We start from the raw sequence: 26626 nt of genomic DNA, 5'->3' as shown, positions 1-26626 counted from the left end.
GTGCCGTGTGGGTACACGTGGAGCGTACAAGGGGCCCCGCGCCGGGGCGGAATAGCGTTCGACCGCGTGACGCTGTAAGCTTCGAGACTGACCGGCCGGGATCCCGTTTGGGCACCTGGCCAGCAAGTGGAGGCTCCACTCAGGAGGCCCGAGAGGGCAACCGCGAAAGTCTCCCACCTGATCGGCCTCGCGGTCGACGGGTCCGGTCCGCGACGGGCGCCGAGGCGCCGAGTCGCCGCAGCGCCCCTCACCGGGCGCCCCGGTTGTGTGGAGCCCCGCTTGTACCGAGCGGGGCTTTTTTCGTGTCGCGGTGCACACGGTGCCGGAGGTGCCGGGCAGCGCAGCACGAATGAAGCCCCGCCCAGTGGTCGAGTCCACTACGTGCGACCGCCGTCCGACGGCCGCATCGCAGAAGGTGCAACCGAGGAGGCCCCATCAGCACCGAGCCCCGCATCAACGACCGGATTCGCGTCCCGGAGGTGCGACTCGTCGGTCCCAGCGGCGAGCAGGTCGGCATCGTGCCGCTTGCCAAGGCGCTGGAGCTCGCGCAGGAGTACGACCTCGACCTGGTCGAGGTCGCGGCGACCGCCCGGCCGCCGGTGTGCAAGCTCATGGACTACGGCAAGTTCAAGTACGAGTCGGCCATGAAGGCCCGTGAGGCGCGCAAGAACCAGGCGCACACGGTCATCAAGGAGATGAAGCTCCGGCCGAAGATCGACCCGCACGACTATGACACCAAGAAGGGTCACGTCGTCCGGTTCCTCAAGCAGGGCGACAAGGTCAAGATCACGATCATGTTCCGTGGTCGTGAGCAGTCCCGCCCCGAGCTGGGCTTCCGTCTGCTGCAGCGGCTCGCCGACGACGTCCAGGAGCTGGGCTTCGTCGAGTCCTCGCCGAAGCAGGACGGCCGGAACATGATCATGGTTCTTGGCCCGCACAAGAAGAAGACCGAGGCGATGGCCGAGGCCCGCGCCCTCGCGGACGCCCGCAAGGCCGAGCGACTGGGCCGGACCCCCGGTTCTGACGCCGCCCCCGCGGACGACGACGCGGTGGCCGAGGACCTGGTGGACGACGACGCCGTGACCGAGGCGCAGGACGCCCCGGTCGAGGCGCCGGCCGCCGAGGCCGAGGCCCCGGTCGAGCAGCCGGCCGCTCCCCAGGGCGCCTGAGCCGCAAGGCTCACGGCAGTCCGGGGTCGGCCCCCAGGGTGACGGGGCGTCCCGCCCGGTCACCACAGATCCATCCAGTTCACGCCCGCGCGGCGCAGGTCGCGCGGGCGTGGACGGGACTGACGAGGAGATACGGCGAAATGCCGAAGCAGAAGACGCACAGTGGCGCCAGCAAGCGCTTCAAGATCAGTGGCTCTGGCAAGGTGCTGCGCGAGCGCGCCGGCCGCCGCCACCTCCTGGAGCACAAGCCCTCGACGCTGACCCGCAAGCTGGCCGGGACGATCGAGCTGGCCCCCGCTGACGCCAAGAAGATCAAGAAGCTTCTCGGCAAGTGATCGCCCTCCCGCCCGGCGCGAGCCGTGTGCGGGGCAGCTGATCCTTCCCGACCCATTCGAATGACGGACCGCGTGAAGTAGTCCGTGGTCCAACCCAAGGAGTAATCAAGTGGCACGCGTCAAGCGGGCAGTCAACGCCCACAAGAAGCGCCGGGTCATCCTGGAGCGCGCCAGCGGCTACCGTGGCCAGCGTTCGCGCCTGTACCGCAAGGCCAAGGAGCAGGTCACCCACTCGCTGGTCTACAACTTCAACGACCGCAAGAAGCGCAAGGGCGACTTCCGTCAGCTGTGGATCCAGCGCATCAACGCTGCGGCCCGTGCCAACGGCATCACCTACAACCGCTTCGTGCAGGGCCTGAAGGCCGCCAGCGTCGAGATCGACCGCAAGATGCTGGCCGACCTGGCCGTCAACGACCCGGGTGCGTTCGCCTCCCTGGTCGAGGTCGCCCAGAAGGCGCTGCCGGCCGACGTGAACGCCCCGAAGGCCGCCGCCGACGCCGCCTGATCTTCCGAGATCGGTTGAGCTCTGACCGGACCCGCAGGCTCTCCTGCGGGTCCGGTTCGCGTTGGGGCGCGTCCGACTGTTCCCGCCGAGCGCGAATGGGCAGACGCGCCCCGACCCCTCCGCCAGCTTCAGCGCCTCCAGAGAACGAGACCATGCCGAGCACCGACACCCCCCTGCTCACCTCCCTGCGCTCGCCGCGCGTCGTCGCCGCCCGTCGGCTCGCCAAGCGGAACCAGCGCACCAAGGAGCGCCGCTTCCTGGCCGAGGGACCGCAGGCCGTCCGGGAGGCCGTCGCCTTCGGCAAGCTGCCGGGGTCGGCCGAGCACGCCGTGGTCGAGGTGTACGTGACCCCGGAGGCCGCCGAGCGGCACGCCGGCATCGTGGAGGCGACCCTGGCGGAGGGCCTGCCGGTGCTGACCGCCACCGACGAGGTCATCGCGGAGATCTGCGACACGGTGACCCCGCAGGGCATCGTGGCGCTCTGCCGCTTCATCGACACCCCGTTCGCCGAGGTGCTGAAGGCCCGGCCGAAGCTGGTGGCGATCCTCGCCCACGTGCGCGACCCCGGGAACGCCGGCACCGTGCTGCGCACCGCCGACGCGGCCGGCGCGGACGCCGTGGTGCTCACCGACGCCTCGGTGGACCTCTACAACCCGAAGGCCGTCCGGGCCTCCGTCGGCAGCCTGTTCCACCTCCCGGTGGCGGTCGGCGTGCCCGTCGAGGAGGCGGTCGGCAGGCTGCGCGAGGCCGGGGTCCGGGTGCTCGCCGCGGACGGCGCGGGGGAGCGCGACCTGGACCGGGAGCTCGACGAGGGCACCCTGGGTGCGCCCGGCGCATGGGTGTTCGGCAACGAGGCGTGGGGGCTTCCGGAGGAGACCCGCGCGCTCACCGACGAGGTCGTGCGCGTCCCGATCCACGGCCACGCCGAGAGCCTCAACCTGGCCACCGCGGCGGCGGTCTGCCTGTACGCCTCGGCCCGGGCGCAGCGTTCTCCCGGCGGCTGCCGCTCGAACGGCTGACACGCTGAGGGGCGTGTCCGCGGGTCCTTGCGGGGGCCGCCACGGGACACGCCCCGGACGCGCCGGGATCACCCCGTTGCAAGCCCTACTGCGGGGGCCTGCGAGGCGCTAGGGTCTGCCTCGGTGGGGGGAACGGCACGGTGGGTAATCGGGGAGGCAACCCATGGTCGGCAGCGGAGCCGAGCTCGACCCGGACGACCTGCCGGACGGCCTGGTGGTCGCCGACGCGCTGGGCCGGGTGGTCTGCTTCAACCGGGCCGCGGCCCGGCTCACCGGCGTGCTCCCGCAGGCCGCGCTCGGCAGCGCGCTGGAGGACGTCCTGCCGCTGGAGGACCTGGACGGCCGCCGCTGGTGGCAGCTGACCGATCCGTACGGCGGCCTGGCCATCCGCACCCGCCAGCCCGAGCGCAACCTGCTGCTGCCCGGCGGCCGCGAGGTGCTGGTCTCCGCGCGGTACGTCCGGGCGGTGCCGCTCGGCCCGCTGGAGCGCCTGGTGATCGCCCTGCGCGGCACCGAGGCCCGGCGCCGCACCGAGCGCAGCCACGCCGAGCTCATCGCCACCGTCGCGCACGAGCTGCGCTCCCCGCTGACCAGTGTCAAGGGCTTCACGGCGACGCTGCTGGCCAAGTGGGAGCGGTTCACCGACGGGCAGAAGCGGCTGATGCTGGAGACGGTGGACGCCGACGCCGACCGGGTCACCCGGCTGATCGCCGAGCTGCTGGACATCTCCCGGATCGACGCGGGGCGGCTGGAGCTGCGCAAGCAGGTGGTGGACCTGGCGGCCGCGGTGCGCCGGCACGTCGAGCGCAAGGTCGCCACCGGCATCGCCGAGGAGCGCTTCGACATCCGGATCAGCGAGCCGCTGACCGTGTTGTGGGCGGACCCGGACAAGGTCGACCAGGTGCTGGCCAACCTGCTGGAAAACGCGGTGCGCCACGGTGAGGGAACTGTCACCATCGAGGTGGCACCGGCCAAGGAGGTCGTCGAGGCGCCCGTCTGGGAGCGCTCCGGCACCCCGCCCCGCATCGTGGAAGGTACAGCGGTCACCGTGAGCGACGAAGGCAGCGGCATCCCCGAGGAGTCGATGCCGCGCGTCTTCACCCGCTTCTGGCGGGGCTCCAAGCGCGGTGGCACCGGCCTGGGGCTCTACATCGTCAAGGGCATCGTGGAGGCCCACGGCGGTTCGATCCGGGTCGACCGCGCGCCCGGCGGCGGGGCCCGGTTCCGATTTATCCTGCCCGCCGGGGTGCCCGACTTCATGCTCTGAAAGGGCGTGGACGACGGATACGGCAGGCTCGGAAGCGAGCGCCGAGGTCCCACCGGGCGGGCTTGACGGCAGCCGCGCTACGCGCTGCGACTACACTCGACCTTTGGCGTTGCGCAACGCCCTGCGCGGCTGTGCCGCGGACACCACTCCCCGTGAGCCTCCGGTGAACGGAGATCGGCTGCCCGTGCCCCGGCCCCGCCGGGCGTGACGCGAAGGCGAGCCCCACACACCTGAGCACGGACGAGCAGGAGCACGGGAAAGATAGAGATGTCGGCACCCAACAAGTCGTACGACCCGGTCGAGGTCGAGGCCCTCAAGCCCGAGGTGGTGGAGCAGGCGCGGGACGAGGCGATCGCCGCCTTCGCCGCCGCCGGTTCCCTGGACGAGCTGAAGCAGGCCAAGGTCGCGCACTTCGGCGACCGTTCCCCCCTGGCGCTCGCCAACCGCGAGATCGGCGCCCTGCCCCCGCATGCCAAGGCCGCCGCAGGCAAGCTGATCGGGCAGGCCCGCGGCGCCGTCAACCAGGCCCTCGCCAAGCGGCAGGCCGAGCTGGAGGCGGAGCGCGACGCCCGCGTGCTGGTCGAGGAGGCGGTGGACGTCACGCTGCCGTTCGACCGTGCCCCGCGCGGCGCCCGGCACCCGCTGACCACGCTGGCCGAGCGCATCGAGGACACCTTCGTCGCGATGGGCTACCAGGTCGCCGAGGGCCCCGAGGTCGAGGCGGAGTGGCTCAACTTCGACGCCCTCAACCTGGGCCCGGACCACCCGGCCCGCTCGATGCAGGACACCTTCTTCGTCCAGGCCCCGGACGGCTCCGCCGACTCCGGCGTCGTGCTGCGCACCCAGACCTCCCCGGTCCAGGCCCGCACCATGCTGGACCGCGAGCCCCCCGTCTACGTCGTCTGCCCCGGCCGGGTCTACCGGACCGACGAGCTGGACGCCACCCACACCCCGGTGTTCCGCCAGGTCGAGGGCCTCGCCGTCGACGAGGGCATCACCTTCGCCGACCTCAAGGGCACCATCGAGGTGCTGGTCGAGAAGCTGATCGGCGGCGGCCTGGAGCTGCGCTGGCGCCCCTCGTACTTCCCGTTCACCGAGCCGAGCGCCGAGATCGACCTGCAGTGCTTCGTGTGCCGCGGGGAGAGCGTCGGCAACCCGGACCGCCCGTGCCGTACCTGCTCCTCCGAGGGCTGGATCGAGCTCGGCGGCTGCGGCGTGGTCAACCCGCGGGTCCTGGTGGCCTGCGGCGTGGACCCGAACCGCTACAGCGGGTTCGCCTTCGGCCTGGGCCTGGAGCGGATCCTGATGAATCGTCACAACGTCGCCGACATGCGCGACATGGTCGAGGGTGACGTGCGCTTCACCCTCCCGTTCGGGATGGAGATCTGATGCGCGTCCCGCTTTCCTGGCTGCGCGAGTACGTCGACCTGCCGGCCGGCGAGACCGGTCGCGACGTCGCCGAGCGCCTGGTCCGGGCCGGCCTGGAGGTCGAGACCGTCGAGCAGATCGGCACCGACCTCAAGGGCCCGCTGGTGGTCGGCGAGGTGCTCTCCATCGAGGAGCTGTCCGGCTTCAAGAAGCCGATCCGGCACTGCTTCGTCAACGTCGGCGACGCCAACGGCACCGGCGAGCCGCAGGAGATCGTCTGCGGCGCGACCAACTTCCAGGTCGGCGACAAGGTCGTGGTCGTGCTCCCCGGCGCGGTGCTGCCCGGCCCGTTCCCGATCGCGGCCCGCAAGACCTACGGCCACACCTCGGCCGGCATGATCTGCTCCGCCCGCGAGCTGGGCATGGGCGACGACCACGCCGGCATCATCGTGCTCCCGCCCGAGTACGAGCCCGGCACCGACGCGATCGAGCTGCTCCAGCTGGTCGACGAGGTGCTGGACATCGCCGTCACCCCGGACCGCGGCTACTGCCTGTCCCTGCGCGGCGTCGCCCGCGAGGCCGCCGCCGCGTACGGGCTGCCGCTGGCCGACCCGGCGCTGCTCGACGTGCCGCCGGCCAACTCCTTCGGCTACCTGGTGAAGGTCACCGACCCGGCCGGCTGCGACCGCTTCGTGGCCCGTACGGTCATCGGCGTCGACCCGAACGCCAAGTCCCCGATCTGGCTCCAGCGCCGCCTGCAGAAGGCGGGCATCCGCCCGATCTCGCTGACCGTCGACATCACCAACTACGTGATGCTGGAGGTCGGCCAGCCGCTGCACGCCTACGACAAGCAGCGCGTGGACGGCCCGATCACCGTCCGCCGGGCGCAGGAGGGCGAGACCCTCACCACCCTGGACGGCGTCGAGCGCAAGCTGGCCGCCGAGGACCTGCTGATCTGCGACAACAGCGGCCCGATCGGCCTGGCCGGCGTGATGGGTGGCGCCTCCACCGAGATCCTCGACCCGGCCGCCGGCCCGGGCACCACCGAGGTGATCATCGAGGCCGCGCACTTCGACGCGGTCTCCGTCGCCCGCACCGCCAAGCGGCACAAGCTGCCCTCCGAGGCGTCCAAGCGCTTCGAGCGCGGCGTCGACCCGGAGGCCGCCCGCGCCGCCGCGCAGCGCGCCGTCGACCTGCTGGTCCTGATCGCCGGCGGCACCGCCGAGGCCGGGGTCACCGACATCGCCGCCCCGCACCCGGTGCGCACCATCACCATCTCCGCCGACCTGCCCGACCGGGTCGCCGGCACCGCGTACGGCCGCGAGACCGTCACCCGGCGCCTGCAGGAGATCGGCTGCTCGGTCGCGGGCGCCGACGTCCTGGAGGTCACCCCGCCGACCTGGCGGCCCGACCTCACCGACCCGTACGACCTCGCCGAGGAGGTCATCCGGCTGGAGGGCTACGACAACGTCCCCGCCCGGATGCCGAACGTGCCCCCGGGCAAGGGCCTGACCGAGGCCCAGCGCGTCCACCGCCGGCTCGGCGTCGCGCTGGCCGGGGCCGGCTACGTCGAGGTCAACAACTACCCGTTCCTCGGCGAGGCCGCCTTCGAGGCGCTCGGCCTGGAGCCGGAGGACCGGCGCCGCCGCACGGTGAAGCTGGTCAACCCGCTCAACGACGAGGAGCCGTCGCTGCGGACCACGCTGCTGCCGGGCCTGCTCGGCGCGCTGCGCCGCAACATCGGCCGCGGCAACACGGACCTGGCGATCTTCGAGACCGGCACCGTCTTCCTGCCCAAGGACGAGCGGACCGTGGCCCCGCGCCCGGCCGTCGACCACCGGCCCAGCGACGAGGAGCTGGCCGAGCTGGACGCCGCGCTGCCGGACCAGCCGCGCCGGGTCGCCGTCGCCCTCGCGGGCGAGCGGCTGCCGTCCGGCTGGTGGGGCAAGGGCGACCAGGCCTCCTGGGCGGACGCGATCGAGGCGGCCCGCACGGTGGCCCGTGCGGCCGGCGTCGAGCTGACCGTCCGCCAGGGCCAGCTGGCGCCCTGGCACCCGGGCCGCTGCGCCGAGCTGGTCGTCACCGGCACCGACCGGGTGGTCGGCCACGCCGGTGAGCTGCACCCGCGGGTGGTCAAGGCGCTCGGGCTGCCGGCCCGGACCGCCGCGATGGAGCTCGACATCGACCTGCTGACGGCGGACGGCGCCGAGCGGGTCAACGGCCCGGCGGTCTCCGGTTTCCCGGTGGCCACCCAGGACGTCGCGCTGATCGTCGACACCGCCGTTCCGGCCGCCGAGGTCGAGGACGCGCTGCGCTCCGGCGCGGGTGAACTGCTGGAGGCCATCCGGCTGTTCGACGTGTTCACCGGCGAGCAGGTCGGCGAGGGCAAGAAGTCGCTGGCCTACGCGCTGCGCTTCCGTGCCGCGGACCGCACGCTGACCGCCGACGAGGCGAGCGCCGCCCGCGAGGCCGCCGTCGCCGAGGCCGTCGCCCGCACCGGCGCGGTGCTGCGCGGCGCCTGATCCCGCAGGGCCTGAGGGCCCCGTTCGGACCGTTCTCCGGTCCGGGCGGGGCCCTTTGCCTTTTCTTGACTTGACGGCCCGTCATCACGCCCACTTAACTCATTAACTATGGAACTAGATAAAGGCTCGGACCAGCCCTCCCCGATCGAGTTCCGCCTGGACCCGGCCTCCGGTGTCCCGACCTACCTGCAACTGGTGCAACAGGTCGAACAGGCGCTGCGGATGGGCTGGTTGAGCGAGGGGGACCGGCTGCCCCGGGTGCGCGAGGTGGTGGCCGGGCTGGCCATCAACCCCAACACCGTGCTCAAGGCCTACCGGGAGCTGGAGCACCGGGGCCTCGCGGTCGGCCGGCGGGGCCAGGGGACCTTCGTACGGGGGCTGCCCGCCGGGGTGGTGCCGCTGCGCGAACGGGCCGCGCTGCGGCGGGGGTTGCTGGACTGGATGCGCTCGGCGCGGGCCGCGGGGCTCGACGAGGAGGGGATGGCCGCCGTGTTCGAGGACGCGCTGCGCGACCTGCGCGAGGGCCGCGACGGGGTGGTGGCCTGATGGCCAGGGACACGGTGATCGACTGCGGCGGGATCGGCAAGCGCTACCGCCGCTCCTGGGCGCTGCGGGACTGCCACCTCGCCGTCCCCGCCGGGCACGTGGTCGCCCTGGTCGGCCCGAACGGCGCCGGCAAGACCACGCTGCTCAGCCTGGCCGCCGGCCTGGCCCTGCCCACCGAGGGCGCGATGACCGTCCTCGGCGACCAACTCCCGGGTTCGCCCAGGGCGTTGGACCGGATCGGCTTCGTCGCCCAGAACGCCGCGCTCTACCCGGGCCTGCCCGTACGCGACCTGCTCGCGATGGGCCGCCACCTCAACCGCCGCTGGGACGACGGCCGGGCGCGCACCCACCTGGAGGGCCTCGGCATCCCGCTGGACCGCAAGTACGGCCGCCTCTCCGGCGGCCAGCAGGCCCAGGTCTCGCTCGCCCTGGCCCTTGCCAAGCGCCCCGAACTCCTGCTCCTGGACGAGCCGTTGGCCGCGCTCGACCCGCTCGCCCGGCACGACTTCATGGCCGTGCTGCTCACCGCGGTGGCCGAGGACGGCCTCTCGGTGGTGTTCTCCTCGCACGCCGTCAACGAGCTGGAGCAGAGCTGCGACTACCTGGTGGTGCTCGGCGGCGGCCAGGTCCAGGTGGCCGGGGAGGTGGACGAGCTGCTCGGCGGCCACCGGATGCTCACCGGCCCGACCGCCGAGGCGGACGCGGTCGCCGACCGGCTGCCGGTGGTGCGCGACCGCCGGGCCGGCGCGCAGTGCCACCTGTTGGTCCGCACCGGCGGCGTGGACGCCCCGGTCTCCGGCGGCTGGCGCCAACAGCGCGTCGGCCTGGAGGAGTTGGTGCTCGCCTACCTGCGCGAGCCGACCGCCTCCGCCCTCCCCGGCCCGCGCGGGGCCGTCCGCGCCTTCGAGGCGAACGAGAAGGCGGTGCTGTCGTGAGCTCGACCACCCTGGCCCCTCCCCGCTCCGCCGTGCTGCGGGCCGCCGGGCTGCGCCACCGGCCCGCGCTGCTGACCCTGCTCACGGTGATGGGCGCGATCTCCCTCGCCCTGCTGCTGCACGGCTGGTACCTGCACAACGGCCTGGACGCCACGGGCGCGGCCTCCTGCGACCCGGCCACCGAGGCCTGCCTGCTCAAGTACAAGCAGTTCCAGCGCCAGTACGGCGACGGCCTGCTGGCGCTCGACACCGTGGTCTACGTCCTCGGCGGGGCCTTCGGCGCCTTCCTCGGCGGCCCCCTGCTGGCAAGGGAGTTCGAGCACGGCACGGTCCGCTTCGCCTGGACCCAGGGCGCCGGGCGAACCCGCTGGACGGCGGGCGGCCTGGTCGTGGGCGGCGCGGTGCTGGCCGTCGTCGGGGCGCTGTTCGGGCTGCTGCTGCGCTGGTGGAGCGAGCCCCTGGTGATCAGGGCAGGCGGGTTCAGTCCGGACCTCTTCGTACAGGCGCCGCCGGTGCTGGTCGGCCGGGTGCTGGTGGCCTTCGGGGTCGCGGCGCTGGCCGGCGCGGTGCTGCGTCGCACCGTGGTCGCGGTGGGCGTCGGCCTGGCGGCCTCGGTCGCCCTGCCGTTCCTGGCCCACGCCGTGCGCTCGCACTACATGACGCCCCTGGAGGAGTCCGTGCACACGCTGAAGTCCATGGCGTTGGACGACCGCTGGGTGCTGAACGTGTGGTTCTCCGACCCGGCCGGGAACCGGATCTCCACCGGCGACTTCTACAGCCGAGGCAGTGACTACACCCAGCTCCAGTCCCTGGTGCGCGACGGCGGCTACACCGCGCACGAGGTGTACCAGCCGGCGAACCGGTTCTGGCCGTTCCAGCTCATCGAGTTCGGCTGGACGACCCTGCTCGCCGTGGCGCTCTGTGCGGCGGCGGTCTGGTGGGTGCGGCGCCGGGCGTTCTGACCTGCGGCTTTGAAGTTCTCTTGAACGGGTTCTGTCAAAACCCTTGCGAGAGCGGGGGCTGAGGGCGTTTCCTTCTTCTCGTTAGGAAAGTTTCCTAACGCAACGAGGAATCGGAGCGTCCATGCGCCCTCAGCCCCGTCGTGCCCTCCGCATCGCCCTCGCCGCCGCCCTGGTGGCCGCGCCCCTGACCGTCGCGGCCACCTCGGCCGCCCAGGCCGCGCCCTCCGCCGCGACATCCGTGCAGGCCGCGGGTGTCGGACTGGACGACCCGCACAAGAAGGACATCGCGATGCGGCTGGTGTCCAGCGCGGAGAACTCGTCGCTGGACTGGAAGGCCCAGTACAAGTACATCGAGGACATCAAGGACGGCCGCGGCTACACCGCCGGCATCATCGGCTTCTGCTCCGGCACCGGCGACATGCTGGAGCTGGTCCAGCACTACACCGACCTCAAGCCCGGCAACATCCTCGCCAAGTACCTGCCGGCCCTGAAGAAGGTCAACGGCAGCGAATCGCACGCCGGCCTCGGTGCCGCCTTCGAGAAGGACTGGGCCACCGCCGCCCAGGACACCGTGTTCCAGCAGGCCCAGAACGACGAGCGCGACCGGGTGTACTTCAACCCCGCCGTCAACCAGGCCAAGGCCGACGGCCTGCGCGCGCTCGGCCAGTTCGCCTACTACGACGCCATCGTGATGCACGGCCCGGGCAGCGGCTCGGACAGCTTCGGCGGCATCCGCGCGGCCGCCATGAAGAAGGCCAGGACGCCCGCCCAGGGCGGCGACGAGGCCACCTACCTCAAGGCCTTCCTGGACGCCCGCAAGGTCGTCATGAAGAAGGAGGCCGCGCACGCCGACACCAGCCGGGTCGACACCGCGCAGCTGGTGTTCCTCAACGCGAAGAACTTCGACCTCAACCCGCCGCTCAAGTGGAAGGTCTACGGCGACAGCTACGCCATCAACAGCTGACGCCCCGTCGACGCGAGGGGCCCGGGAGCAGGCACCTGCTCCCGGGCCCCTCGCGTCCGCCCGCGGGCGTCAGGCGCTCGCGGTGTAGTCGTAGAAGCCGCGGCCGGACTTGCGGCCCAGCAGGCCCGCGTCGACCATCCGGGACAGCAGCGGGGGAGCGGCGTACAGCGGCTCCTTGTACTCGTCGTACATCGACTCGGCGATCGAGACGATGGTGTCCAGGCCGATCAGGTCGCACAGCCGCAGCGGGCCCATCGGGTGGGCGCAGCCGGCCTCCATGCCCTTGTCGATGTCGGAGGCGGTGGCCACGCCCGTCTCGAACATCCGCACCGCGGACAGCAGGTACGGCACGAGCAGCGCGTTGACCACGAAGCCGGCCCGGTCGCGGGCGCGGATCGGCTCCTTGCCGAGCACCTGGTTGGCGAAGGCCTCGACGCGCTCGGTGGTGGTCACCGAGGTGGTCAGGGTCGGGATGACCTCGACCAGCTTCTGCACCGGTGCCGGGTTGAAGAAGTGCAGGCCGATCACCTGCTCCGGGCGGGAGGTGGCGGCGGCCAGCTTCACGATCGGGATCGAGGAGGTGTTGGAGGCCAGGATCGCGTCACGGCGCTCGATCACCCGGTCCAGCGTCTCGAAGATCCTGACCTTGATGTCCTCGCGCTCGGCGACGGCCTCGACCACCAGGTCGCGGTCCGCGAAGTCGGACAGCTCGACGGTGAAGGCCAGCCGGGACAGCGCCTCGTCCCGCTCCTCGGGGGTCAGCTTGCCGCGCTTGACCGCCGTCTCCAGGGAGTTGGTCAGCCGGGTGCGCCCGAACTCCAGCGCCTCACCACTGGCCTCCGACACCAGGACGTCCAGTCCGGCCCGGGCGAAGACCTCGGCGATGCCCGATCCCATCAGGCCGCAGCCCACTACTCCGACGCGCGCGATGTCACTCACTCTTTGCCCTTCGGTGGTGCTGGGGGTCGCCCAGCGACTGGTGGCCCAGCGAGCTGCTGGTCAAGGGGCCGGTGTACCGGAATGGGTGCACCGGTCACCGCCCCGACGACGTTACTACTCCGTACCGGCCAGTAGGTCACCCCCTCCCCGGGCGAGTGCCACCGATCTCCCCGGTGGAGAGCCGCCGTTGGCGAATCCTCCGAACGAGTGAGGCCGCCCCGCCCGCGCGTGTGCCCGGGGCCGCCGCCGCCCGGAGGCCGACAGAATGCCGCAGACGGGGCCGGGGACGGGAAGGGAGCACAGGATGGCGACGGGATCGCTCACAGGGCAGGTCGCGCTGATCACCGGCGGCGGCCGGGGAATCGGCCGGGAGATCGCCATCGGCCTGGCCGCCGAGGGAATGTCCGTGGGCCTGATCGGCCGCACCCACGAGACGCTGACCGACACCCTCAAGGAGTGCGCCAAGCACGGTGCGCGGGGCGTCGCGGTCACCGCCGACGTCACCCGCCCCGGCTCGGTGCGCGAGGCCGTCCGGCTGGTCGAACGCGACCTCGGCCCGATCGACCTGCTGATCAACAACGCCGGGCTGGTCGACCGCGCCGAGGTGCCGATCTGGGAGACCGACCCCACCCAGTGGTGGCAGGTCGTCGAGACCAACCTGCGCGGCCCCTACAACCTGCTGCGCTACGCCCTGCCCGGCATGGTCTCCCGCCGGCGCGGTCGGGTGGTCAACCTCAACTCCGGCTTCGCGCTGCGCCCGGACGGCAACTACACCGCGTACGCCACCTCCAAGGGCGCGCTGCTCCAGCTCTCCGACAACATGGCGGACTCGCTGGCCCGGCACGGCATCGTCGTCCTCGACATCAGCCCCGGTGCGGTGGCCACCGACATGACCGCCGGGATGCCGATGTTCAAGGGGACGACGGCCTGGGGCTCGATCCCGTACATGGTCGCCGTCACCGTGGACGTCGCCCGCGGGCGCTTCGACGCGCTGCACGGGCGGTTCATCCACGCCGGGCGGGACGACCTGGAGGAGCTGGTCAACCGCGCCGACGCGATCCGCGAGGCGGACGCCCGGACGCTGCGGCTGCGCCCGTACAAGGAGGACGACCCGATGGCGTGAGCCGTCGTGGCCGTCGTGGCCGTCGTGGCCGTCGTGGGTCGGAGTGGTCGGAGTGGTCGGAGTGGGTCGGTGCGGGCCGGCTACGCGCAGAGCTGGCTGGCGGTCACCGGATTGAGCCCGGCCTTGGTCAGGCCGTCCAGGATCGCCGGCAGCGCGTCTATGGTGCACTGGTGGCCCATGTGCAGGGCCACCACCGAGCCGCCGCGCACCCCGTTCAGCACCCGGCGCTGGAGCTCGGCGGCGGTCGGGTCGTTGTAGTCGCGCGGGTCGACGTCGAAGGACAGCACGTGCTCGTAGCCGACGGCCTTGGCCTGATCGCGCACCATCGGCGTGGCGTACTGCGCGGCCGAGGGGCGGAACCAGCGGCCGATCGAGCCGGTGAGCCGCTGCAGCCGGTCGGCGCACTGGGCGATCTCGGCGCGGGCCTGGTCCGGGGTCATCGCCGAGATGTCGAGGTGGTTCTGGGTGTGGTTGCCCAGCTCGTGGCCGCCGTCCAGGATCCGCCGGGCCATCTGCGGCTGCTGGTCCAGCCAGCTGCCGACCACCATGACGGTCAGCCGGACGCCGTGCTGCTCGGCGGCCTCCAGGAGGGCGGTGGCCTGCTTCGGGTCGCCGCTGCCGTGGCAGGTGAGTGCGACGTTCTTGCCGGTGCGCGGGCCGTGCACCACCTCGTACGGGGTGCCCGCCGCGAGCGGCAGCAGCGCGGGCGGGGTCGGCGGGGCGGTCGCCGGGGCGGCGGCCGGGGTCGGCTGGCCGGTGGGCTGCGGCCCCGTGGTGGTGGGTTCGGCGGTGGCGGGCTCGGCGGAGGCCGGGCCCTCGCCGCCGCTCCAGGCCGGGTCGGTGGTGTGCTGGGGGTCGACGCTGCCGGGGTGCGCGGCGAGCCCCCCGGTCTCGGACCGGCGGGACGTGCCGGTGCCGCAGGCGGTCAGGAGCCCGCCGGTGGCGGTCAGAGCGGCGAGCTTGGCGGCGGTGCGCAGCAGGGCGCGGCGGTCGGCAGTCATCGGCAGCCAGCATAGAGAGGACGGCGGAGCGCGGCGATCCGGGACGTCTGTTCGCATCCCCGTTGACGTGCACACACTCCATGGAGGGGGTGTTGCGTAAACCTGAACTCCCGCTGTTTCCCCGGCGTGTCGTTGGATACGATCACCGCGCACCGCGTGTTCACGGGGCGGTGGGCACACTTCCGGCATTGCGCATTGGGGGCGGAACATGATGCACGAGGACACCGCGGCCATCGAACGGGACGCCGACACCGACTGGGGCTGGGCCAGAGCCGAGGACTGGCAGCCGCCGAGCGAGCTCGACACCGGGGTGCCGCACACCGCTCGGATGTACGACTACTACCTGGGCGGCAAGGACCACTTCGAGGCGGACCGCAAGGCCGCCCAGGCCGCGATAGCCGCCTACCCGGCGCTGCCGCTGCTGGCCCGCACCAACCGGCAGTTCCTCGGCCGGGCCGTCGAGTTCGCGGCGGGCCGGGGGATCCGCCAGTTCGTCGACATCGGCACCGGCATTCCGGCCGTCGGCTCCACCAACGAGGTCGCCCAGCGGGTCGTCCCGGACGCCCGGGTGGTGTACGTGGACAACGACCCGATCGTCGCCACCCACGCCCGCGCCCTGCTGGCCGGCCACCCGACCGGGCGCACCTCCGTCATCGAGGCCGACCTGCGCGACCCGGAGGCGATCCTCGCCCACCCCGCACTGGCCGCCGCCGTCGACCTCTCCCAGCCGGTCGCGCTGATGCTGGTCGCCGTCCTGCACTTCATCCGGGACGAGGAGGGCGCCCAGCGGATCGTCCGCACCCTGCGCGACGCGCTCGCCCCCGGCAGCGCCCTGATCCTCTCCCACGGCAGCCCCGACTTCGCCTCCCGGGAGAGCGCCGTCGAGGGCACCCGCATCTACCGGAGCGCCAGCGCCCCGCTCGTGCTGCGCCCGCGCGCCGGCGTCGAGCCCTTCTTCGGCGACTTCGAGTTCGCCGGCCCGGGCCTCGTCCAGCTCCCGCTCTGGCGCCCCACCTCCGGACACGTCCCCACCGCCGACCTGCCCGAAGGCTGGCAGGACGTCTCCGCCTACGCCGGCGTCGCCTTCAAGCACTGAGCCCCCGGCCCGGTCCCGGCGCCGACCTCCGGCGCCGGGACCGGCCACCGCGGACCACGCACCGGCACTGACGGTCCTTCACCAGGACCGTCCGGGCCGCCTGCCCGGCGCATACCGGGAGAAACTCACGCGACAGGGCGCGGCGGGCGGTGTTAGCTTCCGCGACATGGAAGCCCTGACCGAGTCCGAGATCCGTGCGTCCTTCGTCAACTGCTCCAAGGGCGAGGCCCGTCGACTCCACCTGCCCCGCGGGCTGGCCGAACTGCCCTGGGAGAGACTGGACTTCCTCGGGTGGCGGGACCAGGGCGCACCGGACCGGGCGTACCTGGTGGCGCCGTACGAGGGCGAGCTGGTCGGGGTGACGATGCGCTCACCGGTGATCCGGCGCAGTCTGACCAAGACCAATGTGTGCTCGCTGTGCATCACCGCGCACGCCGGGTCGGGGGTCGCGCTGCTGGCCGCGCGGCGGGCCGGGGCGGCCGGGCGGGAGGGCAACACGGTCGGGACGTACATCTGCGCCGACCTCGCCTGCTCGCTCTACGTCCGCGGGCTGAAGAAGTCCACCCTGGTCACCCGGCCCGACGAGTCGCTGCCGCTGGAGCAGCAGATCGACCGCACGGTGGGCAACCTGGACGCCTTCCTCGCCAAGGTGCTGACCGACACGGCCGGGTGACCGCGGCGTCACCGCCCGCGCAGCTCGTCCAGCTCCCGGCGCTCCCGCTTGGTCGGGCGCCCGGCGCCGCGGTCCCGCTCGAAGGCAGGTGCCACGAACTCGCGCGGCGGTCGCGGCGGGCTGTTGTCGACCAGGCACTCCGCCGCGACCGAGGCGCCGACCCGCTTGCGGATCGGCCTGCGCACCACGACGACCCGCTCGTACCCCTCCTCGCGGACCCGCACCTCGTCCCCGGCCCGCAGCGGCTGCGCGGGCTTGGCGCGCTCGCCGTTCACCCGGACGTGCCCGGCCTTGCAGGCGGCGGCCGCCAGCGACCGCGTCTTGGCCAGCCGGACCGCCCAGATCCAGGCGTCCACCCGCACGCTTCCCTCGTCCTCAGCCATCCTCGGAGCCTACCTGGGGCCCTCACCCGGGCCCTACGCGGCGGACGGCACCTCCTGGACCGCCCAGCCGTTGCCGTCCGGGTCGTTGAAGAAGACGAAGTTGTTCCACGCCTCGCCGTGCCCGTTCACCCGCGACCCGGCCTCGAAGTGCTGGACCGGGCTGACCGCCACGCCCCGCGCCACGAGTTCCGCGTGCGCCTTCTCGATGTCCGGCACCGTCAGCTGGAGCCCCTTCACCGATCCGGGCGCAGAACAGATCACCCCGGTGCCCACCACGATCGAGCAGGCCGAGCCAGGAGGAGTCAACTGGACCACCCGGACACCGTCCCGTGGCCGGGTGTCGTGGTCGACCGTGAAGCCGGCCTGCTCCTCGTAGAAGAGCTTCGCGCGGTCCACATCGGCCACCGGGACCACTACGACGTCGAGTTTCCAGTCCATTGCCCTCACCCCTCTCGGCCGGGCCCTTCCAGTATCCGTCCGTAACTGCTCACCGGAGCCTTCGGATAGCCTGAGAACACGATGAATCCCGACAGCACGACCGCCGCCGCGACCCCGTTCACCACTCCGTGGGGCACCCTCGACCTCACCCGTTTCCCGGCGGACCCGCGCGAGCGGCTGCGGGCCTGGGACGCCTCCGACGAGTACCTGCTGCGCCACCTCGCAGGTGAGGCGGACAGCGCCGCCGGCGCCGCCACCGAGCTGGCCGGCCGCCGGATCGCCGTCCTGGGCGACCGCTGGGGCGCGCTGACCACCGCGCTCGCGCCGTACGAACCGGTGCAGATCTCCGACTCCCACCTCGGCCGGCAGGCCACCCGCGAGAACCTGGCCCGGGCCGGCGCCGCCGTGGACGAGGCCCGGTTGCTCACCACGCGTGACGAGCCGCCCGCGCGGATCGACGTCCTGCTGGTGCGCGTCCCCAAGAGCCTGGCCCTGCTGGAGGACCAGCTGCACCGGCTCGCCCCCGCGCTCCACCCCGGCACGGTGGTGCTCGGCACCGGCATGGTCACCGAGATCCACACCTCCACCCTGGAGCTCTTCGAGCGGATCCTGGGCCCGACCCGCACCTCGCTCGCGGTCCGCAAGGCCCGGCTGATCCTCTGCACTCCTGACCCGGCGCTCCGCCCCGGGCCGAGCCCGTGGCCGCACCGCTACGCGCTGCCGCCGGACATCGGCCCCGCCTCCGGCCGTACGGTGGTCAACCACGCCGGGACGTTCTGCGCTGAGCGGCTCGACATCGGCACCCGCTTCTTCCTGGCCCACCTGCCGACCCCCGCCCCCGGTGACCGGGTGGTCGACCTCGGCTGCGGGAACGGCGTGGTCGGCACGGCCGCCGCGCTGGCCGGGCCGGGCGCCGGGCTGGTGTTCGTGGACGAGTCGCACCAGGCGGTGGCCTCCGCCGAGGAGACCTTCCGTACCAACCTGGGCCCGGACGCCCCGGCCGAGTTCCTGGCCGCCGACGCGCTCGCCCCGGAGCTGTTCGCCCCGGGCTCGGTGGACCTGGTGCTCAACAACCCGCCGTTCCACTCCCACCAGGCCACCACCGACGCCACCGCCTGGCGGATGTTCACCGGCGCCCGGCGGGCGCTGCGCCCCGGCGGCGAGCTCTGGGTGGTCGGCAACCGCCACCTGGGCTACCACGTCAAGCTGCGCCGCCTCTTCGGCAACTGCCAACTCGTCGCCGGGAACCCCAAGTTCGTGGTGCTGCGGGCGGTCAGGCGCTGATCCGTCCCGGCGGCGCCCGAGGGGCCTGTCTTCGGACTCCCACCTGCGGGGCGACGTCGGGAGTGCGAAGGCCGGCCCCGGGGCCTCTCCCGTTACTCCTTGCATGAATTTTCCGTCGCGCGTATATTCATGCCACGACTAAGGAGGAACGTCATGGCTTTGCGAGTCGCCGTCGCAGGCGCGAGCGGGTACGCGGGCGGTGAGGTGCTGCGCCTGCTGCTCGGCCACCCGGAGGTGGAGATCGGGGCGCTGACCGGCGGCTCGAACGCGGGCATCAGGCTGGGCGCATTGCAGCCGCACCTGTTCCCGCTCGCCGACCGCGTCCTCGAACCCACCACCCCCGAGGTGCTGGCCGGCCACGACGTGGTGTTCCTCGCGCTGCCGCACGGCCAGTCCGCCGCCGTCGCCGAGGCCCTCGGGGAGAACGTCCTGGTGGTCGACTGCGGCGCCGACTTCCGGCTCAAGGCCGCCGCCGACTGGGAGCAGTTCTACGGCTCCGCGCACGCCGGCACCTGGCCCTACGGCCTGCCCGAACTGCCCGGCCACCGCGCCGCGCTGAAGGGGAGCAACCGGATCGCCGTCCCCGGCTGCTACCCGACGGCCGTCTCCCTGGCGCTCTTCCCGGCGTACGCCGCCGGGCTCGCCGAGCCGGAGGCCGTGGTGGTCGCCGCCTCCGGCACCTCCGGCGCCGGCAAGGCCGCCAAGACCCACCTGCTGGGCAGCGAGGTCATGGGCAACGTCAGCGCGTACGGCGTCGGCGGCGTGCACCGGCACACCCCGGAGATGGTGCAGAACCTCACCCCGGTCGCGGGCGAGCCGGTGACCGTCTCCTTCACCCCCACCCTCGTCCCGATGCCGCGCGGTATCCTCGCCACCTGCTCCGCCAAGGCCAAGCCGGGCGTGACCGCCGAGGGCCTGCGCGCCGCCTACGCCGACGCGTTCGCGGCCGAGCCGTTCGTCCACCTGCTGCCCGAGGGGCAGTGGCCGCAGACCAGCAGCGTCTACGGCGCCAACACCGCCCTGGTCCAGGTCGCCCTGGACCCGGCCGCCGGGCGGATCATCGCGATCAGCGCGATCGACAACCTGGTCAAGGGCACCGCGGGCGGCGCGGTGCAGAGCATGAACATCGCCCTGGGCCTGCCCGAGGAGCTGGGCCTTCCCGTGAACGGAGTCGCACCGTGACCAACCCCAAGATCGGCGTGACCGCCGCCAAGGGCTTCCGGGCCGCCGGCGTGACCGCCGGCATCAAGGCCTCCGGCACCCCGGACCTCGCCCTGGTGGTCAACGACGGCCCCTCGCTCGCCGCGGCCGGCGTCTTCACCGCCAACCGGGTCAAGGCCGCGCCGGTGCTCTGGTCCGAGCAGGTCCTCAAGGGCGGCCAGGTCTCCGCCGTCGTGCTCAACTCCGGTGGCGCCAACGCCTGCACCGGCCCGCTCGGCTTCCAGGACACCCACGCCACCGCGGAGAAGGTCGCCGAGGAGCTGAAGCTCAACGCCGGCGAGGTCGCCGTCGCCTCCACCGGTCTGATCGGCGTCCGGCTGCCGATGGACATCCTGCTGCCCGGCGTCGCCCTGGCCGCCGGAGAGCTCAGCGAGAACGGCGGCGAGGCCGCCGCGATCGCCATCAAGACCACCGACACCGTGCACAAGACCGCCCAGGTCACCAGCCCGGCCGGCTGGACGGTCGGCGGCATGGCCAAGGGCGCGGGCATGCTCGCCCCGAGCCTGGCCACCATGCTGGTCGTCCTCACCACCGACGCCGAGGTGGACGGCGCCGGCCTGGACGCCGCGCTGCGCGGCGCCACCCGCACCACCTTCGACCGGATCGACTCCGACGGCTGCATGTCGACCAACGACACCGTGCTGCTGCTCGCCTCCGGCGCCACCGGCATCACCCCGGACCAGGCCGAGTTCGCCGAGGCCGTCCGCGCGGTGAGCGCCGACCTCGCCCGCCAGCTGATCGGCGACGCCGAGGGTGCCAGCAAGGACATCCGGATCGACGTCACCGGCGCCGCCACCGAGGACGAGGCCGTCGAGGTCGCCCGCACGATCAGCCGCAACAACCTGCTCAAGTGCGCCATCCACGGCGAGGACCCCAACTGGGGCCGGGTGCTGGCCGCGATCGGCACCACCTCCGCCGCCTTCGACCCGAACGCGCTCGACGTGGCCATCAACGGCGTCTGGGTGTGCAAGGAGGGCGGTGTGGGCGAGGACCGCGAGCTGGTGGACATGGGCGGCCGCGAGGTCGTCATCACCGCGAACCTCAACGCCGGTACGGCGAGCGCCTCCCTGTGGACCAACGACCTCACCGCCGACTACGTCCACGAGAACAGCGCCTACTCCACCTGAGCCGCGACACCGCGACGCGACATCCGATCCGCTGATCCGCGACAACCTCCCCCAGCCTCCGGCCGAGGGGACCCCCATCGACGAGGGAAACCCGTGCAGATCGCACCCAAGGGCGAACAGGCCCGCAACAACACCGCGTTGCCCAAGGCCATGACGCTGATCGAGGCGCTGCCGTGGCTGGAGCGCTTCCACGGCAAGACCGTCGTGATCAAGTTCGGCGGCAACGCCATGGTGGACGAGAGCCTCAAGGCGGCCTTCGCCCAGGACGTCGTCTTCCTCCGCTACGCCGGCCTGCACCCCGTCGTGGTGCACGGCGGCGGCCCGCAGATCAGCGCCCAGCTGGACCGGCTCGGCCTGAAGTCCAACTTCACCAACGGCCTGCGGGTCACCACCCCCGAGACCATGGACGTGGTCCGGATGGTGCTGGCCGGCCAGGTGCAGCGCGAGCTGGTCGGCCTGCTCAACGAGCACGGCCCGTTCGCCGTCGGCATGACCGGCGAGGACGCGCACACCATGACGGCGGTCAAGCGCTACGCGGTGGTGGACGGCGAGCAGGTCGACATCGGTCTGGTCGGGGACATCGTCAACATCGAGGCCGGCGCGGTGAAGGCGCTGATCGCCGACGGCCGCATCCCGGTCATCTCCTCGATCGCCCGCGGCGCCGACGGCCACGTCTACAACATCAACGCCGACACCGCCGCCTCCGCCCTCGCGGTCGCGCTCGGCGCCGAGATGCTGGTGGTGCTGACCGACGTCGAGGGCCTCTACAAGGACTGGCCGAGCTCCGACGACGTGATCAGCCAGCTCACCGCGAGCGAGCTGGAGGAACTGCTGCCGGAGCTGGCCTCCGGCATGCTCCCCAAGATGGAGGGCTGCCTGCGCGCCGTCCGCTCCGGCGTGGGCACCGCCCGCGTGCTGGACGGCCGGGTCCAGCACAGCCTGCTGCTGGAGATCTTCACCGACGAGGGCATCGGCACGATGGTCGTGCCGGACGACGAGACGACCGTGACCGGGGGACTGGCATGACACACAACGAGCAGCTCACCGAGCGGTGGCAGCACAGCTTCACCGACAACTACGGCACCCCCCGCATCCCGCTGGTGCGGGGCGAGGGCACCAAGCTCTGGGACGCGGACGGCAAGGAGTACACCGACCTGCTCGGCGGCATCGCCGTCAACGCCCTCGGCACCGCCCACCCGGCGGTCGTCGAGGCGGTCAGCCGGCAGATCGCCACCCTCGGCCACGTCTCCAACCTCTTCATGGCCGAGCCGACCATCGCCCTCGCCGAGCGGCTGCTGGAGCTGGACGGCCGGGAGGGCGGCCGGGTGTTCTTCTGCAACTCCGGCGCCGAGGCCAACGAGGCCGCGTTCAAGATCAGCCGGCGCACCGGCCGCACCCACCTGGTCGCCCTGGAGGGCGGCTTCCACGGCCGGACCATGGGCGCCCTCGCGCTCACCGGCCAGCCGGCCAAGCAGGACCCGTTCCGCCCGCTGCCCGGAGACGTCACCCACGTTCCGTTCGGCGACGTCGAGGCGCTGCGCGCGGCCGTCACCACCGAGACCGCCGCCGTCTTCCTGGAGCCGATCCAGGGCGAGAACGGCGCGATCCCGCTGCCCGAGGGCTACCTCAGGGCGGCCCGCGAGATCACCCGGGCCACCGGCACCCTGCTGGTCCTGGACGAGATCCAGACCGGCATCGGCCGCACCGGCCACTGGTACGCCCACCAGGCCTTCGAGGGCGTCGAGCCGGACGTCGTCACCCTCGCCAAGGCGCTCGGCGGCGGCCTGCCGATGGGCGCGGTGCTGGCCTTCGGCGAGGCGGCCGAGCTGCTCACCCCGGGCCAGCACGGCACCACCTTCGGCGGCAACCCGGTGGCCGCCGCGGCCGGGCTCGCGGTGCTGGACACCATCGAGTCCGAGGGCCTGCTGGAGCACGTCCGCAAGCTGGGAGAGCGGCTGCGGCACGGGGTGGAGGCGATCGGCGACCCGCTGGTCTCGCACGTGCGCGGGGCCGGCCTGCTGCTCGGCATCGTGCTCACCGAGCCGGTCTCGGCAAAGGTCCAGGCGGCCGCGCAGGAGGCGGGTTTCCTGGTCAACGCCGCGGTCGCGGACGCCGTCCGGCTGGCTCCGCCGCTGGTGCTGACCGAGCAGGAGGCGGACGCCTTCCTCGCCGCGTTGCCGGGCATCCTCCGGACGGTGCGCGAGAGCGCCCCGGCCGATGCGAGTTGACGTTTGTCCGGGAGAATAATCACATGACCGTTTCCCACTCCGGCCCCTCCGCCACCGGCCCGACGCCGCAGGTCCCGCAGACCCGCACTGCGCGCCACCGGCGGATCGTGGACCTGCTCACCCGCCAGCCGGTGCGTTCGCAGAGCCAGCTCGCCAAGCTGCTCGCCGACGACGGACTCGTGGTCACCCAGGCGACCCTCTCCCGGGACCTGGACGAGCTGGGCGCGGTCAAGATCCGCAACCGGGACGGCGCGCTGATCTACGCCGTCCCGGCCGAGGGCGGCGACCGTACGCCGCGCGCGCCGATGGGGGAGTCGGCCAGCGAGGGCCGGATGGCCCGGCTGGCCGGCGAGCTCATGGTCTCCGCGACGGCCTCCGGCAACCTGGTGGTGCTGCGCACCCCGCCGGGTGCCGCGCAGTTCCTGGCCTCGGCGATCGACCAGGCCGAGGTGTTCGAGATCATCGGCACCATCGCCGGCGACGACACCGTGCTGCTGATCAGCCGCGACCCGGCCGGCGGCCAGGCGCTCGCCGACCACCTCATGCAACTGGCCCAGGCCAAGGCGCAGTAGTACGCGCAGTTCCCTACAAACCCCGGCCGGTGGAGATTCCACCGGCCGGGGTTTGTGTTTCATACGGCGTCGTGCATAATTATGCCCATCGCCGCAAACCTGTACGACCCCGTACGCGGAGCTGGAAGGAGAAGGTCGTGACCGAGCGCGTCATACTCGCCTACTCGGGCGGACTCGACACGTCCGTCTGCATCGGCTGGATCGCCGAGGAGACCGGTGCGGAGGTCATCGCCGTCGCCGTCGACGTCGGCCAGGGCGGCGAGGACCTCGACGTCATCCGTCAGCGCGCACTGGACTGCGGCGCCGTCGAGGCCGAGGTCGCCGACGCCCGGGACGAGTTCGCCGAGGAGTACTGCCTCCCCGCGATCAAGGCCAACGCGCTCTACCAGGGCCAGTACCCGCTGGTCTCCGCGCTCTCCCGGCCCGTCATCGTCAAGCACCTCGCCGCCGCCGCGAGGAAGCACGGCGCCACCACCGTCGCGCACGGCTGCACCGGCAAGGGCAACGACCAGGTCCGCTTCGAGGTCGGCATCAACTCCCTGGCCCCGGGCCTGAAGTGCATCGCCCCGGTGCGGGACTACGCGATGACCCGGGACAAGGCGATCGCCTTCGCCGAGGCCAAGGGCCTGCCGATCGCCACCACGAAGAAGTCCCCGTACTCGATCGACCAGAACGTCTTCGGCCGGGCCGTGGAGACCGGCTTCCTGGAGGACATCTGGAACGCCCCGATCGAGGACGTCTACGAGTACACCCAGGACCCGGCCGCCCCGCGCGAGGCCGACCAGGTGGTCATCACCTTCGACGCCGGCGTCCCGGTCGCCGTCGACGGCCGCAAGGTCACCGTCCTGGAGGCCGTCGAGGAGCTGAACAGGCGGGCCGGCGCCCAGGGCGTCGGCCGGCTCGACATGGTCGAGGACCGGCTGGTCGGCATCAAGTCCCGGGAGATCTACGAGGCCCCCGGCGCGATCGCCCTGATCACCGCCCACCAGGCGCTGGAGAACGTCACCGTCGAGCGCGAACTCGCCCGCTACAAGCGGCAGGTGGAGCAGCGCTGGGCCGAACTCGTCTACGACGGCCTGTGGTTCTCCCCGCTCAAGCGCGCCCTGGACGGCTTCGTCGACGAGGCCAACCGGCACGTCTCCGGCGAGATCCGGATGGTGCTGCACGGCGGCCGGGCCGTGGTCGACGGCCGCCGGTCCGAGCAGTCGCTGTACGACTTCAACCTCGCCACCTACGACACCGGCGACACCTTCGACCAGTCGATGTCCAAGGGCTTCATCGAGATCTTCGGGATGTCCTCGAAGCTCGCCGCCCGCCGCGACCTCGCCTGACCGGTCCACCCCCCAACCCCCTTCCCGTACCCCGAACAAGGAGCCACGCGATGTCCGCCGAGCAGTCCTCCGACGTCCGCCTCTGGGGCGCGCGCTTCGCCGACGGCCCGTCCGAGGCGCTGGCCAAGCTCTCCGCCTCGGTCCACTTCGACTGGCGCCTCGCGCCGTACGACATCGCCGGCTCCAAGGCGCACGCCCGGGTGCTGCACAAGGCCGGCCTGCTGTCCGACGAGGAGCTGGCCGCCATGCTGGCCGGCCTCGACCGGCTGCTCGCCGACGTCGAGGCGGGCACCTTCACCGGCACCGTCGCCGACGAGGACGTGCACACCGCCCTGGAGCGCGGCCTGCTGGAGCGCCTCGGCGCCGAACTCGGCGGCAAGCTGCGGGCCGGGCGCTCGCGCAACGACCAGATCGCCACCCTGTTCCGGATGTACCTGCGGGACCACGCCAAGATCATCGGCGGCCTGGTGCTCGACCTCCAGCACGCCCTGGTCGGCCTCGCCGAGGCGCACCCGGACACCGCGATGCCGGGCCGCACCCACCTCCAGCACGCCCAGCCGGTGCTCTTCGCCCACCATGTCCTCGCCCACGTGCAGGCCCTCGGCCGGGACGCCGAGCGGCTGCGCCAGTGGGACGCCCGCACCGCCGTGTCGCCGTACGGCTCCGGCGCGCTGGCCGGCTCCTCGCTCGGCCTCGACCCGCAGGCCGTCGCGGCCGACCTCGGCTTCGAGGGCGGCTCGGTCGGCAACTCCATCGACGGCACCGCCTCGCGCGACTTCGTCGCGGAGTTCGCCTTCGTCACCGCGATGATCGGCATCAACCTCTCCCGGATCGCGGAGGAGGTGATCATCTGGAACACCAAGGAGTTCGGCTTCATCACGCTGCACGACGCCTTCTCCACGGGCTCCTCGATCATGCCGCAGAAGAAGAATCCGGACATCGCCGAGCTGGCCCGGGGCAAGTCCGGCCGGCTGATCGGCAACCTGACCGGCCTGCTGGCCACCCTCAAGGCGCTGCCGCTCGCCTACAACCGGGACCTCCAGGAGGACAAGGAGCCGGTCTTCGACTCCTGCGACACGCTGGAGGTGCTGCTGCCCGCGTTCACCGGGATGATGGCCACCCTCACCGTGCACCGGGAGCGGCTGGAGGAGCTGGCCCCGGCCGGCTTCTCGCTCGCCACCGACATCGCCGAGTGGCTGGTCAAGCAGGGCGTGCCGTTCCGGGTCGCGCACGAGGTCGCCGGAGCCTGCGTCAAGGTCTGCGAGGCCGAGGGCATCGAGCTGTCCGACCTGACGGACGCGCAGTTCGCCTCGATCTCCGAGCACCTGACCCCCGAGGTCCGGTCGGTGCTCAGCGTGCACGGCGCCATCGCCTCCCGCAACGGGCGCGGCGGTACCGCCCCCTCGGCCGTCGCGGTCCAGCTCGCCGAGGTGAAGGCGGACCTGGCGCGGCAGCAGGAGTGGGTCTAGGGGCCTGTCTTCGAACTCCCGCCTGCGGGGCGGCGCCGGGGCACGCACCTCGCCGCGTTGTCGTCGGTCGCCAATGCTCCGCAGTGGCTCCCTCCTCCGCCTTGCGATGCACGCACCCCAACGCCGCCCCGCCCGCCCTCCGGGCGGAC

Annotated in this window: 26 protein-coding genes; 22 read left to right on the top strand and 4 right to left on the bottom strand. The window is 72.6% G+C overall.

What is annotated here, in order from left to right; genetic code table 11:
- Window positions 1–434: 434 nt before the first annotated feature.
- The 11 genes from infC (at window position 435) to RZ50_RS23020 (ending at window position 11592) form a co-directional block, all read left to right on the top strand.
- Complete coding sequence (infC, locus tag RZ50_RS23070; RefSeq protein WP_196946851.1) at window positions 435–1169, top strand: translation initiation factor IF-3; 735 nt, start codon at window positions 435–437, stop codon at window positions 1167–1169.
- A gap of 140 nt (window positions 1170–1309) precedes the next feature.
- Window positions 1310–1504: a 50S ribosomal protein L35 gene (gene rpmI / locus RZ50_RS23065; protein WP_045701618.1), complete on the top strand. Its 195-nt coding sequence runs from the start codon at window positions 1310–1312 to the stop codon at window positions 1502–1504.
- A gap of 109 nt (window positions 1505–1613) precedes the next feature.
- Window positions 1614–2009: a 50S ribosomal protein L20 gene (gene rplT / locus RZ50_RS23060; protein WP_030055649.1), complete on the top strand. Its 396-nt coding sequence runs from the start codon at window positions 1614–1616 to the stop codon at window positions 2007–2009.
- Between the two features lie 152 nt (window positions 2010–2161).
- A complete protein-coding gene (locus RZ50_RS23055; protein ID WP_196946819.1) occupies window positions 2162–3028 on the top strand; it encodes an RNA methyltransferase in 867 nt (288 codons plus the stop codon).
- A 163-nt stretch (window positions 3029–3191) separates the two neighbouring features.
- On the top strand, window positions 3192–4295 hold the full coding sequence (locus tag RZ50_RS23050) for a sensor histidine kinase KdpD (RefSeq protein WP_196946820.1): 1104 nt from the start codon (window positions 3192–3194) through the stop codon (window positions 4293–4295).
- Window positions 4296–4562: 267 nt separating this feature from the next.
- Window positions 4563–5684 (top strand): phenylalanine--tRNA ligase subunit alpha, encoded by a 1122-nt coding sequence (gene pheS / locus RZ50_RS23045; protein ID WP_196946821.1) that lies wholly within the window; start codon window positions 4563–4565, stop codon window positions 5682–5684.
- Complete coding sequence (gene pheT / locus RZ50_RS23040) at window positions 5684–8185, top strand: phenylalanine--tRNA ligase subunit beta (RefSeq protein WP_196946822.1); 2502 nt, start codon at window positions 5684–5686, stop codon at window positions 8183–8185. Before pheS ends, pheT begins: the two co-directional genes overlap by 1 nt.
- 108 nt (window positions 8186–8293) lie before the next feature.
- Window positions 8294–8731 (top strand): GntR family transcriptional regulator, encoded by a 438-nt coding sequence (locus RZ50_RS23035; protein WP_196946823.1) that lies wholly within the window; start codon window positions 8294–8296, stop codon window positions 8729–8731.
- Entirely contained in the window at window positions 8731–9666 is a 936-nt protein-coding gene (locus RZ50_RS23030; RefSeq protein WP_196946824.1) for an ATP-binding cassette domain-containing protein, read from the top strand. The genes RZ50_RS23035 and RZ50_RS23030 overlap by 1 nt, the downstream gene beginning before the upstream one ends.
- Entirely contained in the window at window positions 9663–10628 is a 966-nt protein-coding gene (locus tag RZ50_RS23025) for an ABC transporter permease subunit (protein ID WP_196946825.1), read from the top strand. Before RZ50_RS23030 ends, RZ50_RS23025 begins: the two co-directional genes overlap by 4 nt.
- Before the next feature lie 121 nt (window positions 10629–10749).
- Window positions 10750–11592 carry a chitosanase gene (locus tag RZ50_RS23020; protein ID WP_196946826.1) on the top strand — a complete coding sequence of 281 codons (843 nt, stop codon included), beginning with the start codon at window positions 10750–10752 and terminating at the stop codon, window positions 11590–11592.
- Window positions 11593–11661: 69 nt separating this feature from the next.
- Here RZ50_RS23020 and RZ50_RS23015 read toward each other — a convergent pair whose 3' ends face one another.
- Window positions 11662–12531 carry a 3-hydroxybutyryl-CoA dehydrogenase gene (locus RZ50_RS23015; protein WP_196946827.1) on the bottom strand — a complete coding sequence of 290 codons (870 nt, stop codon included), beginning with the start codon at window positions 12529–12531 and terminating at the stop codon, window positions 11662–11664.
- Window positions 12532–12835: 304 nt separating this feature from the next.
- On the opposite strand from RZ50_RS23015, the gene RZ50_RS23010 reads away from it, so the two are divergent.
- A complete protein-coding gene (locus RZ50_RS23010; protein WP_196946828.1) occupies window positions 12836–13654 on the top strand; it encodes an SDR family NAD(P)-dependent oxidoreductase in 819 nt (272 codons plus the stop codon).
- Between the two features lie 80 nt (window positions 13655–13734).
- Here the strand turns inward: RZ50_RS23010 and RZ50_RS23005 are convergent, their stop codons facing one another.
- Window positions 13735–14655, bottom strand: coding sequence for a polysaccharide deacetylase family protein (locus RZ50_RS23005; RefSeq protein WP_196946829.1), 921 nt, complete (start codon window positions 14653–14655; stop codon window positions 13735–13737).
- A 208-nt stretch (window positions 14656–14863) separates the two neighbouring features.
- Here RZ50_RS23005 and RZ50_RS23000 point away from each other — a divergent pair, with 208 nt between their 5' ends.
- The gene (locus tag RZ50_RS23000) at window positions 14864–15751 is read left to right on the top strand and encodes an SAM-dependent methyltransferase (protein WP_254803022.1); all 888 of its coding nucleotides are present in this window, start codon (window positions 14864–14866) and stop codon (window positions 15749–15751) included.
- A 166-nt stretch (window positions 15752–15917) separates the two neighbouring features.
- Complete coding sequence (locus RZ50_RS22995) at window positions 15918–16424, top strand: FBP domain-containing protein (RefSeq protein WP_196946830.1); 507 nt, start codon at window positions 15918–15920, stop codon at window positions 16422–16424.
- Between the two features lie 8 nt (window positions 16425–16432).
- Here the strand turns inward: RZ50_RS22995 and RZ50_RS22990 are convergent, their stop codons facing one another.
- Together RZ50_RS22990 and RZ50_RS22985 are read right to left on the bottom strand one after the other, a co-directional pair.
- The gene (locus RZ50_RS22990) at window positions 16433–16807 is read right to left on the bottom strand and encodes an RNA-binding S4 domain-containing protein (RefSeq protein ID WP_196946831.1); all 375 of its coding nucleotides are present in this window, start codon (window positions 16805–16807) and stop codon (window positions 16433–16435) included.
- Window positions 16808–16840: 33 nt separating this feature from the next.
- Window positions 16841–17245, bottom strand: coding sequence for a VOC family protein (locus RZ50_RS22985; protein ID WP_196946832.1), 405 nt, complete (start codon window positions 17243–17245; stop codon window positions 16841–16843).
- Window positions 17246–17326: 81 nt separating this feature from the next.
- Between RZ50_RS22985 and RZ50_RS22980 the strand changes: the two genes are divergently transcribed.
- From RZ50_RS22980 to argH, 8 genes are all read left to right on the top strand, one after another.
- Complete coding sequence (locus tag RZ50_RS22980) at window positions 17327–18529, top strand: methyltransferase (protein ID WP_196946833.1); 1203 nt, start codon at window positions 17327–17329, stop codon at window positions 18527–18529.
- Between the two features lie 153 nt (window positions 18530–18682).
- Window positions 18683–19711, top strand: coding sequence for an N-acetyl-gamma-glutamyl-phosphate reductase (gene argC / locus RZ50_RS22975; RefSeq protein ID WP_196946834.1), 1029 nt, complete (start codon window positions 18683–18685; stop codon window positions 19709–19711).
- An 11-nt stretch (window positions 19712–19722) separates the two neighbouring features.
- A complete protein-coding gene (gene argJ / locus RZ50_RS22970; protein WP_196946853.1) occupies window positions 19723–20877 on the top strand; it encodes a bifunctional glutamate N-acetyltransferase/amino-acid acetyltransferase ArgJ in 1155 nt (384 codons plus the stop codon).
- 150 nt (window positions 20878–21027) lie between these two features.
- Window positions 21028–21903: an acetylglutamate kinase gene (argB, locus tag RZ50_RS22965; protein ID WP_196946854.1), complete on the top strand. Its 876-nt coding sequence runs from the start codon at window positions 21028–21030 to the stop codon at window positions 21901–21903.
- Window positions 21900–23105, top strand: a complete 1206-nt coding sequence (locus tag RZ50_RS22960) for an acetylornithine transaminase (RefSeq protein ID WP_196946835.1) — start codon at window positions 21900–21902, stop codon at window positions 23103–23105. The genes argB and RZ50_RS22960 overlap by 4 nt, the downstream gene beginning before the upstream one ends.
- 23 nt (window positions 23106–23128) lie before the next feature.
- Window positions 23129–23677, top strand: coding sequence for an arginine repressor (locus RZ50_RS22955; protein ID WP_196946836.1), 549 nt, complete (start codon window positions 23129–23131; stop codon window positions 23675–23677).
- Window positions 23678–23814: 137 nt separating this feature from the next.
- Window positions 23815–25008 carry an argininosuccinate synthase gene (locus RZ50_RS22950; protein ID WP_196946837.1) on the top strand — a complete coding sequence of 398 codons (1194 nt, stop codon included), beginning with the start codon at window positions 23815–23817 and terminating at the stop codon, window positions 25006–25008.
- Between the two features lie 50 nt (window positions 25009–25058).
- The gene (argH, locus tag RZ50_RS22945) at window positions 25059–26477 is read left to right on the top strand and encodes an argininosuccinate lyase (protein ID WP_196946838.1); all 1419 of its coding nucleotides are present in this window, start codon (window positions 25059–25061) and stop codon (window positions 26475–26477) included.
- Window positions 26478–26626: the final 149 nt, after the last annotated feature.

This window comes from Kitasatospora sp. SUK 42 (genome assembly GCF_015776785.2).
Lineage (GTDB): Bacteria > Actinomycetota > Actinomycetes > Streptomycetales > Streptomycetaceae > Kitasatospora.
The sequence above is the reverse complement of the archived record's forward strand: the minus strand, read 5'-3'. Positions and strand labels throughout refer to the sequence as shown.

Excerpts from the sequence above, each read along its gene's own strand:
- rpmI (WP_045701618.1), top strand. The coding sequence starts at position 1,310 with ATGCCGAAGCAGAAGACGCACAGTGGCGCCAGCAAGCGCTTCAAGATC.
- RZ50_RS23055 (WP_196946819.1), top strand. The coding sequence starts at position 2,162 with ATGCCGAGCACCGACACCCCCCTGCTCACCTCCCTGCGCTCGCCGCGC.
- RZ50_RS23050 (WP_196946820.1), top strand. The coding sequence starts at position 3,192 with ATGGTCGGCAGCGGAGCCGAGCTCGACCCGGACGACCTGCCGGACGGC.
- pheS (WP_196946821.1), top strand. The coding sequence starts at position 4,563 with ATGTCGGCACCCAACAAGTCGTACGACCCGGTCGAGGTCGAGGCCCTC.
- pheT (WP_196946822.1), top strand. The coding sequence starts at position 5,684 with ATGCGCGTCCCGCTTTCCTGGCTGCGCGAGTACGTCGACCTGCCGGCC.
- RZ50_RS23035 (WP_196946823.1), top strand. The coding sequence starts at position 8,294 with ATGGAACTAGATAAAGGCTCGGACCAGCCCTCCCCGATCGAGTTCCGC.
- RZ50_RS23030 (WP_196946824.1), top strand. The coding sequence starts at position 8,731 with ATGGCCAGGGACACGGTGATCGACTGCGGCGGGATCGGCAAGCGCTAC.
- RZ50_RS23020 (WP_196946826.1), top strand. The coding sequence starts at position 10,750 with ATGCGCCCTCAGCCCCGTCGTGCCCTCCGCATCGCCCTCGCCGCCGCC.
- RZ50_RS23010 (WP_196946828.1), top strand. The coding sequence starts at position 12,836 with ATGGCGACGGGATCGCTCACAGGGCAGGTCGCGCTGATCACCGGCGGC.
- RZ50_RS23005 (WP_196946829.1), bottom strand. The coding sequence starts at position 14,655 with ATGACTGCCGACCGCCGCGCCCTGCTGCGCACCGCCGCCAAGCTCGCC.
- RZ50_RS23000 (WP_254803022.1), top strand. The coding sequence starts at position 14,864 with ATGATGCACGAGGACACCGCGGCCATCGAACGGGACGCCGACACCGAC.
- RZ50_RS22995 (WP_196946830.1), top strand. The coding sequence starts at position 15,918 with ATGGAAGCCCTGACCGAGTCCGAGATCCGTGCGTCCTTCGTCAACTGC.
- RZ50_RS22990 (WP_196946831.1), bottom strand. The coding sequence starts at position 16,807 with ATGGCTGAGGACGAGGGAAGCGTGCGGGTGGACGCCTGGATCTGGGCG.
- RZ50_RS22985 (WP_196946832.1), bottom strand. The coding sequence starts at position 17,245 with ATGGACTGGAAACTCGACGTCGTAGTGGTCCCGGTGGCCGATGTGGAC.
- RZ50_RS22980 (WP_196946833.1), top strand. The coding sequence starts at position 17,327 with ATGAATCCCGACAGCACGACCGCCGCCGCGACCCCGTTCACCACTCCG.
- argC (WP_196946834.1), top strand. The coding sequence starts at position 18,683 with ATGGCTTTGCGAGTCGCCGTCGCAGGCGCGAGCGGGTACGCGGGCGGT.
- argB (WP_196946854.1), top strand. The coding sequence starts at position 21,028 with ATGACGCTGATCGAGGCGCTGCCGTGGCTGGAGCGCTTCCACGGCAAG.
- RZ50_RS22960 (WP_196946835.1), top strand. The coding sequence starts at position 21,900 with ATGACACACAACGAGCAGCTCACCGAGCGGTGGCAGCACAGCTTCACC.
- RZ50_RS22955 (WP_196946836.1), top strand. The coding sequence starts at position 23,129 with ATGACCGTTTCCCACTCCGGCCCCTCCGCCACCGGCCCGACGCCGCAG.
- argH (WP_196946838.1), top strand. The coding sequence starts at position 25,059 with ATGTCCGCCGAGCAGTCCTCCGACGTCCGCCTCTGGGGCGCGCGCTTC.